General features: G+C 55.8%; 5 protein-coding genes and 1 pseudogene. 2 read left to right on the forward strand and 4 right to left on the reverse strand.

Translation table 11 applies throughout. The features are described 5' to 3' along the window. Positions 1-520: 520 nt before the first annotated feature. The 4 genes and pseudogenes from QFX05_RS06285 to QFX05_RS06300 form a co-directional block, all read right to left on the reverse strand. Complete coding sequence (locus QFX05_RS06285; protein WP_279741861.1) at positions 521-3,757, reverse strand: fibrinogen-like YCDxxxxGGGW domain-containing protein; 3,237 nt, start codon at positions 3,755-3,757, stop codon at positions 521-523. A 188-nt stretch (positions 3,758-3,945) separates the two neighbouring features. Next, positions 3,946-4,800: a hypothetical protein gene (locus QFX05_RS06290; RefSeq protein ID WP_279741863.1), complete on the reverse strand. Its 855-nt coding sequence runs from the start codon at positions 4,798-4,800 to the stop codon at positions 3,946-3,948. 344 nt (positions 4,801-5,144) lie between these two features. Next, positions 5,145-5,495 carry a hypothetical protein gene (locus QFX05_RS06295; RefSeq protein ID WP_279741864.1) on the reverse strand — a complete coding sequence of 117 codons (351 nt, stop codon included), beginning with the start codon at positions 5,493-5,495 and terminating at the stop codon, positions 5,145-5,147. 817 nt (positions 5,496-6,312) lie between these two features. Continuing rightward, a pseudogene (locus QFX05_RS06300) lies at positions 6,313-6,405 on the reverse strand (fibrinogen-like YCDxxxxGGGW domain-containing protein); the annotation flags it as partial. Positions 6,406-7,102: 697 nt separating this feature from the next. Between QFX05_RS06300 and mfd the strand changes: the two are divergent. Beyond that, positions 7,103-10,849 carry a transcription-repair coupling factor gene (mfd, locus tag QFX05_RS06305; RefSeq protein WP_279741865.1) on the forward strand — a complete coding sequence of 1,249 codons (3,747 nt, stop codon included), beginning with the start codon at positions 7,103-7,105 and terminating at the stop codon, positions 10,847-10,849. A 158-nt stretch (positions 10,850-11,007) separates the two neighbouring features. Continuing rightward, entirely contained in the window at positions 11,008-12,426 is a 1,419-nt protein-coding gene (locus QFX05_RS06310) for an NAD(P)H-quinone dehydrogenase (protein WP_279741867.1), read from the forward strand. Positions 12,427-12,535: the final 109 nt, after the last annotated feature.

The raw sequence follows: 12,535 nt of genomic DNA on the forward strand, positions 1-12,535 counted from the left end.
CGGAAGTCTCACACACGAAAAAGAGGCGGTTAATCCCTTTTTTCACATACACCACTATATAGATATTTTACAACGAGATAAAGTGCAACAGGGGGCGTATGGTCAGGGCCAATAATTGTATTGTAAAAAGCTGGTGAAAATGCGCTTTAGTGCAAATGTACGGGTCTATGTGAAGGGTCTGCGACTGCTTCTCGCTCGGCATGTCAGTGCTTTCCTCCCGCACACTGCGGCTGTAGAAAACATTTCTGGACATTGTACAGAGATGCACATAACAGGAACACAATAACCGGAATAAATAATGCAAAAAACACAGAAAAGCGAGTGGAACACGCAAATGGGGTTTGATTTCCTGAAATATCAGAAAATCAAACCCCATTTATCGAGATTGTCTAGAAGGTATTAGTTCCTTCGGGACTGAATCGGAACACGAGTTCCAATTCCGTTGTTGAGAGCGCGTTGCTCACCCTGCTCAGCGGTAGCGTTATTCGCCTTCTCAACCACGGCTGCTCAGCCTCGTTGGCTACGGGTGCCTTCGCTCCCTTGTCTTGGCGGGCTGCTCAGCAACCGGTGCCTTAGCAGTTGCCTGCATGTCGAAGCTTATATTCGGGCGAACGTTACGTCGAGTAATGCCCGCATGAACCTCAATCGCGATGAGGTTCTCGCCAACCTTCAGCTTGGAAGAAGGAACGGTGAAGGTCACCGGAGTCTTCTGAGCATCAGCAGTATCAATCGAGCTTGATGCCAGCGAGCTAGCCCACAGCTTTCCATGGGTGTCGAAGTTGGTACGACCAACTTCTTCACCGTTGACACCGACCGCAATAGCATCGTCTGCGTAAGTAGTTAGCACGAGATCACGGCTGGCCTGCTCACGGGTGAGATGGACGGTGGCGTAGGCGTAGATGTTATTGCGGGTCTGCATCGGCGGGGTCTCAGCAATGGTGTTGAGTTTGTTGCTGCCCAAGCCAATCGGAGTCTTGCCGGTCTTCCATGCCTCCTGGGCGATATCCTCCAGGGAGAAGTGGAAGCCGTACTTCCAGCCGTACTTACGGTTGGGAGCATTGGAAGCAACCATGTACTTCCACTCGGATGCATAGGGTAGAACAATCTGGTCCTTAGTGGCCTCGTCCTTCTGCTCGTCCTTAGGAGTTTCTTCCTTCGGCGCCTCAGTAGTTGCTTCTGCACTCGGGGTAATGCTTGCGGTCAGGTCTGCAGTTGCAGTTGGGTCTGCTATAGGCGTTTCGGTTGTTGTATCCGTAGGAGTCGGGTGAACCGGTGCTACCTGAACCGGAGTAGAGGCAGAGTAGTTATCCGAGCTGTCCACAGCACGCACAAAGTAATGTGTGTTATCGGTGTGATCAATCTCGAACTTCGTACCCGAAGTGCTAGCGATGACTCGGTCATCACGCAGAATCTGGTAACGAACACTACCGGTATCCTGCACAGCGTCCCAGGTCAGAACGTCCTTATCGTCCTTCAACTCTACCTGCAGGTTCTGCGGGGTAGGCGGAGGAGTCACATCACGAGCCTCAAAGCGTGCAAAACCAATGGTCTCCTGAGTGCCGTGAACACCCAGCGAACGGTGGATATCGCCGCCAACCCACAGGGTACCCTTCGAATCCACGAAGGACTCCCAGATACCGAAGCCGTTATTACCCTTAATAGAAGGGGAGAACTCCGGCAGCATCTTACCGCTGTCCTTATCGAATGCAGCAACCAGCTTGACCGAGTGGACCACACTCGAACCGCCCAGAGGGCGCTGTTTATTACGAGAACCCTGGTAGAGGAAGTCACCACAGTGGCAGGCACCGTAAATATTGTTACCATTCAGGTGCAGATCCTGGAAGTCGCCACCTTCGCGAGTAATCGCGGTGTAGGTGGGGGTCAAAGACGCCTTGTCGTAACGAGAAATGAGGTGTTCAGTACCGCCCACCCATATGCCGGTACCGGCATCCTGGACGTCGAACTGGAAACCCCAAATCTTAGTTTCATTACGCAGGTCAGAGACATGAGCACGGGCAGGAATCTCAGACTGCTGGTACACCCACGGGCTACCCTTCTGCATGTGCTGAGTAATATCGGCCACGCGGTAGGCAAGACCGCCGTTGAGCCAGGTGAAGTAACCGGCGACGTAAACGTGAGAGTTATCAGCGGAGGCACTAATACCGTTGACGGTACCGTTGAACACCTGGCGCCAATTACGGTCCACGCTCACAGTACCGGGTACGCTGTTAGAAGGCTCACCCAACTTAAAACGGGCAATATTGCGTGAATACGCAACACCCGCTTTTTTACTTTCGTAAATGTGGGTAAAGGTGCCACCAATATACACATAGTCACCCTGACGGTGGATGGTCTTCACCTTCATGACCTCAGTAGAAATACGATCTTCGATTCTAACCTGGGCCCATTCGGGGGCAATTTCACCGGTCGTAGCGTCAACGACAACGAAGCTCTCATGCTTCTCACCGTTCACCATGGTAAAGAAGCCACCAACAGCCAGGCGGTTATTTGGCAGAGCTTCAACAGCCTTCACCTGACCATTAACAGTCAGCTTGAAACCGCGGCGCAATTCGCCAGTTTCAGGGTCAAAGGCAGCAATATTAGCCTGCTTAACCACCTCTCCGGAGGAGGACTCAACATGCTTGAAGTCGCCGGCAAGGAACACGCTGGAGGTGCCGTTACCGTGATCAACCTCGGTAATAGCCTCAACGAAGGTGTTCATTTCGGTGGTTTTACCTGAGGCCGTGCTATTGCTGGTACGCCAACGCCAAGTAGCCGAACGGCTACTGGGCAGGGCACGACGAGCGCTCGCCGGAGTACCGGAATCCGGGATAGTATCCAGGTTCAAATTATTCTGAGTCAGCTTGGGGCGCAGGAACATCTGGGTGTAACCGAAAGAGGTTTCACCGTTGCCTTCCTTGCCGTAAATATAGGAGTTCCGCGCGTCGGTCAACGCCGGCTCAGAACCATCCTGCGAAATGGGGGAGTTTGCACCGTAGCGGAAACCCATGCGGTAATCCTGTGAAGCTAACTCATCAAAAATCAAGGCCTTGAAGCCGTTGTTCTGGCCACGCAGAATGTGGTCCTGCCACGTGCCGTCAGCCCAGTACTTGCGGCCCTCTTCGTTATAGGAAGAGAACTCGTCAGGGTTGGTGATGGTCGCATTCGACCAGACAGCGCTCGCACGCAGAGCCCAGGTCCACTCGGAGGTTTGACGGCGGTCAACCGTAGTTTCCTGCCACTTGGTGCCCGAAGTGTTTAGAGCGCGGCGGAAACGGTAACCGTCGGGCAGCTGATCGGGGCGAGTGCCGTTGAGCAGCTGAGAAATAGTGGTGCCCGAAAGCTGAATCGGGGTCTTCGCAGCGGGCAAGGAGCTCAGCGCCTTGCCCTGTTCAAGAGTCATACCCGAAGATGCGGGCGCGGCATCGCTGTAGAGCTGCGAAGTGTCACCCTGACCTTCGTAGTTTTCGGTCCAGCCGTCGCGGCCCTCACCAATCTTGACCCAACCGCCACCATCGGTTTCCTGATCGCAGTAGAACTGAGTCGGCTGGCTCATCGAAGGAGTGTATAGCCAATAGGCGCCGCTCTTTGCCTCGGGGTCAGCCTGCTTGGCTTCCCAGCAGCTGGCGGCAGCACGCTCAGAGGTCGTGCCATTGTAGAAAGCAGAGTTCCTTTTTTCCGCAGTCTGTTCGACAGCGGTACTCGGCGTAATAGTGGGGATAGCTACAGGCAAAGCCAAAGCCGTAGCAATGCTCAAGCAAAGAGCTGAGCGAGTTATAGCAGAACGTGAAAAGCCGGAGCCCGTCATGCCAAGGTGGGCTTTCATAATATCTCCAAATGAATGCCAAGAAATGTTATCGAGTGCGCATCAACATTAATGCGCTATGGAGGATAATGCACGGTTCCCAGCGAATCATAGCTGGAAACCGGTATTTTTATTAAACCCTAGCAGTCGGCGTTGTTCGGGAAATCATGGGTTGCAATCTTCCACTGACCGTCAACCTGGACAAGGGTATAAATATTGAGCGAACGCTTCGGAGAATTGTCATCCTTAACAGGATGATTATTCTCGTCATAGATCTTCACCGAAGAAGAGTCCATGCATACTTCCAGCATGTGTGCGGGCTGACCCTTGTACTGGGTTTCAGCCATACGGGGAGTACCCACCACAGTGGAAGAACCATCATAATGCCAGCCAGCCAGAGCGTACTCGGAAGCCTGCACGGCAAACTCAGCCGCAGCGGAATCTACGGCTACTGCCTCGATAGAACGAATCGTCTCATCGTCGAGAACAGCACGAGCCTGCTTAACGTTCTGTCGCTCAACTTCCTCATTGCTGGTCGGTTCAGCAGCGTTCTCAGGGGAAGGAACAGCAGAAGGAGCTGCCTTGACCTTATTCAGAATATTTTCATAGGAGTTGACCAGCTCGGTAATCTTCTTAACCTCTTCGCTGTCAACGGCCGCAGAAGAAGCATTCTTCATCTCTTCAGAACCGATGTAAACCTCTTCAAGCTTCTGAGCATCAGAGGAAGTCGCCTCATTCTTTGCTTCAGCTGAAGCCTCGGTGGAGGCGTTGGAGGAAGTCTTAGCAGTGCCCTGATCGGAAACACGGGGAGAAGAGCTAGAAGACTGCGCAGAAGAAGCGTGAGCAGAAGCGCTCGCAGATGCAGAAGCAGAAGAAGAGCTATCGGATTTCGGGTTCTCGGTGGCGCAACCGCTCAGAATTAGAGCAGATACACCAACGGTGCCCAGGGTACCCAAAAGGAGGGAGTGGGAGGACTGCTTGAAAAATGCTGACATAGGAAGCCTCTTTAGTGGTTGGACTGAGAATGACTATATTCAGGAAAATATTACCCCGCGGTGACAAAACACCTAAGGCTAACACGTAAAGCTGGGAGAATACTTAGACTTGTAAAAAATAATGTTTTTATAACTTATGAGAATAGAACCTAAAAAAATGCCTATTAGTACCTAACTTGAAGGTAAATGTATATCGCCGAATGAAAGAAATTTCAAGGAAATGAATAAAATAGATTCACTTTGTGCAAAAATATCCCTGGCGATTATAAAACCAGCCCGGGATAATAGGGTGAATATCACTAAAAATCTTTGTTATAAAAGTGGGTATCGCCCTTATGAGGGGGTTATACCGCCTGAACAGCCTTGGTACTTGCTGAATAGTTGTCCGTAGTATCTACCGCACGCACATAATAGTGGGCGCCATCGTGGTAATCCACCGAATAGCTCGTACCCTTAACCGTCGCAATAGGACGATCATCACGCAGAACCTGGTAGCGAGCGCTGCTCTCGCGAACGCCAGGCCAGGATAGCTTATCGGTCGAACCATAACGCTGAACCGACAGCTTAGGCGGAGCCGACGGGGCAGTCACAGTGCGAGGAGCAAAGGGAGTGAAACCAACCGTATGCTGCTTACCGTGAGAGTCCAGCGAACGGTTGTTGTCGCCACCAACCCACAGGTTGCTACGAGAATCCACGAAGGACTCCCGGATGCCGAAAAGGAACGAACCGGCTCACCCGAATCCACGTTGTAGTCAGCCAAGTATGGCTGATCAACGCGCTCGCCGCCAGCGGACTCCATATACTTGAAGTCGCCACCGGCGAAGACAATATCGCTCACCTGAGTAATAGCCTGACCGTAGGTGTTCATCTCGTTCTTTTGCTCGGTGCCAGTCTGCTAACTGGTACGCGAACGAACGGGTATTGTGTAGCTATTGGGCAGATCACAACGGTTGCTAGTGGCAGAGTCAGAACCAATCTGCGAGAAATTCAAGTCACGCTGAGTTAGCTTTGGGCGCAGGAACACCTGAGCGAACGGAATAAAATAACCGGTAGAACTGCGCCTCGTTAAATGTTAAGAATCGGCACGATCATTACCGAAGTTCACCAGCGAACTGTATGTAAAACGATCTGGTAGCCCTGGTTTGTGTGAGTGAATAAACGCACTGAGCTGGTGGTAATACCGGGAGCCATCTCCGAGGTGGAACCGACCATATGGGGGTGCGGTTAATGTCGGCATCGGTGAACTTCACGTTGCCCCAACGCTGACCGTAGCTCAACGCCCAGGTCCACTGCTCAATTTGAGGACGCTGAACATAAACATTCTGACACTGGGGCCCCTCGCATTGTGAGCACGGTGCAGGCGCATGCCGTCGGAAAGGTTCTGAGGCTTAATGCCGTTCAGTAACACATAGACAGTGTTTTCCGGAAGCTGGATCGGAGTATAAAAGCGGAAGGGTCGGTGAGGTTCTGGTGCAGCTGATTCGGGTCGCCGGGGCCATTGTAGGACTGGATCTAACCCTCATGACCGCCGCCAATCATGACCCAGCCGCCGCCATCAGGTTCCTGATCGCAGTAGAACTGCGCCGGGTCGCTCATCTGCGGGGTGTACGGCCAATAAGTGCCAGAGGAGGCTGAAGGGTTGACTTGCTTGACCTTGTAGCAGGAAGCAGCCGCCTGATCGCTGCTGGAACCATCATGGGTGCCGGTAGAGCAGCCGAAGCTGGGGTAGTAGGAGTAAGAGGTGCCGCGCTGAGAGCGGTAACAAAAGCGAGTGCGAAAGCGGCATACTTCTTAGCGGACCATGAAAGGGTTATGGGCTTTTTCAGCGGGATTGTTCGTGTATATGGTTGTCATATGCGTCTTTCTGATGCGACGTTCCGGGAGGAAGACGCGGTGCGGTTTTTCTATAAGTGTTATTGAATGGGTTACATGATTAAGCTATGAAAATAATAGTGCACAAAGTGCAAAGATGCGGATGAGGGTGTGATTTGTATCCTATAAAATCGACTTTGTCGTCAAGAAATGACGCAGAAGAAAACCATACTCATATATCGCCATTGAAAGTGACAATCGGGTACAAAAAGCTATATCTACAGCCAAAGAAGCCCACGAAAGAAAAATGCCATAAAAAGCAGAGTAGACCTACAATAGAAAAGCCGCACACATCACCAAAAGTGCACATAAAATTCCTCAAAATAAAACACTCGGGCACCCCACCCGACACCACCTCACACCAGCCACCCATCGACACCCTCAACCAGCCAAACCGCCGGAACCGAGGACAGCAGATTCAGGAGAACCCGTGAGCACCACCCGAAAAGCTACCGCACAGCCCCTCGAAGCGCCCCTGCACCCCCTCCTGAAAACCCTCAACCAACTCAGCAGCTGGGCCGCAATCCGCACCGCCGCCTCCGTGCACCCCACAGAACGTAGCGCACACACCCTCATCGGCGCCGTCGGAGGAACACACGCCGCACTCATTGCCGAGATCTCCGCCGCCGTACGCGCAACCACCCCCGAAGCTCTCAGCCTCATTATCACCCCCACCGATCGCCAAGCAGAAGACCTCGCTGCAGCCCTGCGCTCCTACCTGCCCGCCGCCGACATTGCGCTCTTCCCCGCCGGGGAAACCCTGCCCCACGAACGTCTCTCACCGCGTTCCGACACCGTAGGCCGCCGGCTACAGGTACTGCGCGCCATGACCGGGGAAGCAGCCAAACGCCCCCAAATCGTTATTGCACCCGTACGCGCCGTCATCCAGCCCATCGTCACCGGCATCGAAAAACTTGAACCTGTACACCTGGTTCGCGGCGAAGAATACCCCTTCAAAGACGTAGTACGAGGCCTCAACGACGCCGCATACTCCCGCGTAGACCTTGTCGCCAAGCGCGGCGAATACGCCGTACGAGGCGGCATTATCGACGTCTTCCCGCCCACAGCAACCACCCCCGTCCGCCTCGAATTCTTCGGTGACGAACTCGATGAAATACGCCACTTCTCCGCTGCTGACCAGCGCACCCTCAGCGAGGGAGAAGAGCTCGCTGAACTCACCCTGCTGCCCTGCCGTGAATTGCTCATCACCCCCGAGGTTATGAGCCGCGCCGCCCGCCTGAAAGCCGACTATCCGGCAGCTGCAGCCATGCTCGAAAAGATTGCCGGTGGAATCTACGTCGAAGGCATGGAGTCGCTCATCCCGCTGCTCATCGAATCCATGAACACCCTCACCGAGCTGCTGCCGGCAGGGTCCATGATCATTAACGTCGAACCCGAGCGCGTGCGTGCCCGCGCCGAAGATCTCGTCGCCACCAACGAAGAATTCCTCGCCGCCGCATGGGATACCTCCGCAGAAGCCGACGCAGTAGCACCCATCGACCTCGGCCAGCTACGCATGAGCGACAGCGGATTCCGCACCATCGACCAAACCGCCGCACAGGCGCTCGAAGCCAAGCTCAGTTGGTGGGAAATCACCGAACTCGTCACTGACGCAGACCTACTCGAAGACGCCGCCGGGGCACTCCAGCACCAGAGTATTGCCGACGCCATCGAAGACGGAATCGACACCTACTCCGTCAACGCCACCCCCGCAACCGCCTTCAACGGTTCCGTCGAACGCATGCTCAGCCAGGTTGGCGACCTCATCCGCCAACAGTGGACCGTCCTCGCCCTCACCAATGGCCGGGGATCCACCGACCGCATCATCGACCTCTTCCACTCCGGCCAAGGGGCACCTGCCGTACCCGCAGCCCGCCGAACCAGTCTAGAAACTGACCCCGCTGGCAAGCTCGACCACGGCATTGTCGAGGTGTGCGAGGCGCCCGCCTCCGCAGGCTTCCTCATCGAGGAGGTGAAGCTAGCCGTCTTCACCGAAGCTGAACTGCTCGGCCGCCGCGGCACCTACTCGCCCCGAGGCGCTGCCGGACAAAAATTCAAGACACGCCGCCGCCGCAACGCTGTCGACCCGCTCGCTCTGAACCCCGGCGACTACGTGGTGCACGAACGCCACGGTATCGGCAGGTTCGTCGAGATGACCTCCCGCCCGGTGGCTGGCGTATCCCCGGTCAATGGCGTACAACCCATGAAGGAATACCTGGTCATCGAGTACGCCCCCGCCAAGCGCGGCGGCGCACCTGACCGCCTCTTTGTTCCTTCTGACCAGCTGGACCTCATTTCTAACTACGTGGGTGGCGAGAACCCGAGCCTGTCGAAGATGGGCGGTAGTGACTGGGCTAAGACCAAGTCCCGCGCTCGCAAGGCTGTCAAGGAAATCGCCGCAGACCTGGTGAAACTCTATTCGGCTCGCCAGGCATCGCGCGGTCACGCCTTTGCGGCAGACACTCCCTGGCAGCGAGAGCTGGAAGAATCCTTCCCCTACAACGAGACTCCCGACCAGCTCACCGCCATCCACGAGGTGAAGGAAGACATGGAGAGAGAAATCCCCATGGATCGCCTCATCTCCGGTGACGTGGGATTCGGCAAAACTGAGGTTGCTGTGCGTGCCGCATTCAAGGCGGTACAGGACGGCAAACAGGTTGCCGTGCTCGTACCCACGACCCTGCTCGCACAGCAACACTACGAGACGTTTAGCGAACGCTTCTCTGGCTTCCCCGTGAAGATTCGCGTGCTCTCCCGCTTCCAGAAGGCGAAAGAAACCCGCCAGATTACCGAAGAAATTGCATCCGGCGCGGTGGACGTGGTGATTGGCACCCACCGGATTCTCTCGGACAGCGTTGTGTTCAAGGACCTGGGCCTGGTCATCATTGACGAGGAACAGCGCTTCGGTGTGGAGCACAAGGAAAAGCTCAAGCAGATGCGCACGAATGTGGACGTGCTCGCCATGAGTGCTACCCCGATTCCGCGTACCCTGGAAATGTCGCTAACCGGTATTCGCGAGACCTCTACCCTTGCGACCGCGCCGGAGGAACGCCACCCCGTGCTGACCTTCGTCGGTCCGCGAACCGACAGCCAGATTACCGCCGCAATCCGTCGCGAGCTCATGCGTGAAGGACAGGTGTTCTTCGTGCACAACCGTGTGGCTGACATCGATGATGTCGCCGCGGAAATCGGCAAGCTCGTGCCGGAGGCGCGCATCGCCACCGCCCACGGTCGTATGAGTGAGTCGCGCCTGGAGCAGATTATTGTGGACTTCTGGGAACGCCGCTTTGACGTGCTGGTCTGCACTACCATCGTGGAGACCGGCCTGGATATTTCGAATGCGAACACTCTCATTGTCGATCATGCCCAGAACTACGGTCTGAGCCAGCTACACCAGCTGCGTGGACGCGTGGGTCGTGGCCGCGAGCGCGCCTACGCGTACTTCCTGTACCCGTTGGATAAGACCCTCGGTGAGATTGCGCATGAGCGTCTGAAGGCTGTGGCGACCCATAACGAGCTGGGTGCAGGTCTGCAGCTCGCCATGAAAGACCTGGAGATTCGTGGTGCCGGCAATCTGCTCGGCGGCGAACAGTCCGGCCATATTGCCGGTGTCGGTTTTGACCTGTACCTGCGTCTGGTCGGCGAGGCGGTGGCGAACTATCGCGGCGAGAAGGAAGAGCGAGAGGTCGAAACGAAGATTGACCTGCCCGTCAACGCGCATATTCCTCACAACTACATTGATTCTGAGCGTCTGCGCTTGCAGGCGTACCGTCAGATTGCAGCCGCGGACACTGAAGAAAAAATTGCTGAGGCTCGTGAAGAGCTCACCGATCGTTACGGTGAGCTGCCGGAGGCGGTAGAAAACCTGCTGGCCGTCGCGACGGTGCGTATGCATGCCCGTGCCGCCGGTATTCACGAGTTGGTGGTTTTGGGCCCGAAGGTGCGCGTGGTGACCGCTACGCCGCTGCCGGAGTCACGCCAGATGCGTCTGAAGCGCGTGTACCCGGGCTCTACCCATGCCCAGCCGAAGGGCATGGACACCTGGCTGACTCTGGTGCCGCGCCCGAAGACCATGCCGGTTGGCGGTAAGGACCTGGTGGACGGTGCGATGCTGCAGTGGGCTGAGAAGTTCATCAACTCGATTTATTCGGAGAAGCCGCAGGCTCTCGAGGAGTAGAAGCTGGAAGAATAGGGTAGAGGTTAGAAGAACAGGGGAGCGCCCCGTCTAACCGGCATGCCCCAAGTAAATGCTCGCCGTGCAGGTTGCCATAATATGGCATATCTGCACGGCGAGTGCGTTTGCCCCGTAGGGGCGGCATAGCTCACAATTAAGGTATGACTTCAACGGTGAACTATGCATCTCAGCGAATTGTAATTATTGGTGGTGGCCCCGGTGGCTACGAGGCAGCGATGGTGGCTGCCGCATCCAATGCGGACGTGACTCTCATCGAGCGTAATGCCATTGGTGGCTCCGCCGTTCTGACTGACGTTGTACCCTCTAAAACCCTGATTGCTACGGCGGATATGATGACCCGCTTCTCCGAGGCGGGTAGCTTGGGCATTGAAAATACCAAGGGTAAGGCTCCGCAGCTTCGTGTTGATATGGACCGTGTGAACCGCCGAGTCCGCGACCTGGCTCAGCAGCAGTCTGCCGATATCAAACGTGCTCTGGCTTCTGCGGGCGTGAAGATTATTCACGGTACCGGTAAGCTCCTGGACCGCCACACCGTTCAGGTGACCGATGAGGCGGGTCTGGTCTACCCCCTGCAGGCGGACTTTGTGTTGCTGTCGGTGGGTACGCATCCGCGTGAAATGGCGACCGGTATGCCTGATGGAGAGCGCATCCTGACCTGGACTCAGCTGTACAACTTGTGCGAGGTTCCTGAGGAGCTCATCGTGATTGGTTCGGGTGTGACCGGTGCGGAGTTCGCCTCTGCATATAACGGTCTGGGTTCTAAGGTGACCCTGGTGTCTTCGCGTGACCGCGTGCTTCCCGGTGAGGACGAGGACGCAGCCCGCGTGCTGGAGGACGTCTTTGAACGTCGCGGCGTGCAAGTGATGCCGCGTTCTCGCGCGTCTGCTGTTGAGCGTACTGAGGACGGCTCCGGTGTCATCGTGACCTTGTCCGATGGCCGTAAGGTCTCTGGCACTCACTGCCTGGTGGCTATTGGTTCGATTCCGAACACTGAAGATTTGGGCCTGGAAGCTGCCGGTGTTGAACAGACTCCGAGTGGCCATATTAAGGTGGACGGCGTGTCCCGCACGAGCGTGAACAGCATTTACGCCGCTGGCGACTGCACGGGCGTGTACCCGCTGGCTTCCGTGGCTGCAATGCAGGGACGTATCGCTATGGCACACATCCTCGGTGACGCGGTGCGCCCGCTGCGCACTGATAAGGTTGCCGCAAACATCTTCACCTCTCCGGAGATTGCGACCGTAGGTGTGGGCGAGAAGGACCTTGCCGAGGGGGCGTACCGTGGCGATGCAGTGACCCTGCAGCTGAGCACCAACCCGCGTGCGAAGATGATGGCGATGCGCGATGGATTCGTGAAAATTTTTGCTCGCCGCCACTCCGGCACCGTCATCGGTGGCGTGGTGGTTGGTCAGCGCGCCTCCGAGCTGATTTACCCCATTGCCTTGGCTGTGGAGAAGAAACTCGCGGTGGATGATTTGGCGGATACCTTCACAGTCTACCCCTCGCTCTCCGGCTCTATTGCTGAGGCGGCACGCAAGCTGCACACTCGCGGTCTGTAATCTGTGCAGATGAGGCACTGAGCCGGACTTAGCATCTCTGAAGGTCCAGTATCTCTGCGCGTATAAAAGCGGTGGGGGCCGCCTCCTGAAGTTCTAAGATTCAGGAGGC

The organism is Rothia similimucilaginosa, from assembly GCF_029850875.1.
Taxonomy (GTDB): Bacteria; Actinomycetota; Actinomycetes; order Actinomycetales; family Micrococcaceae; genus Rothia.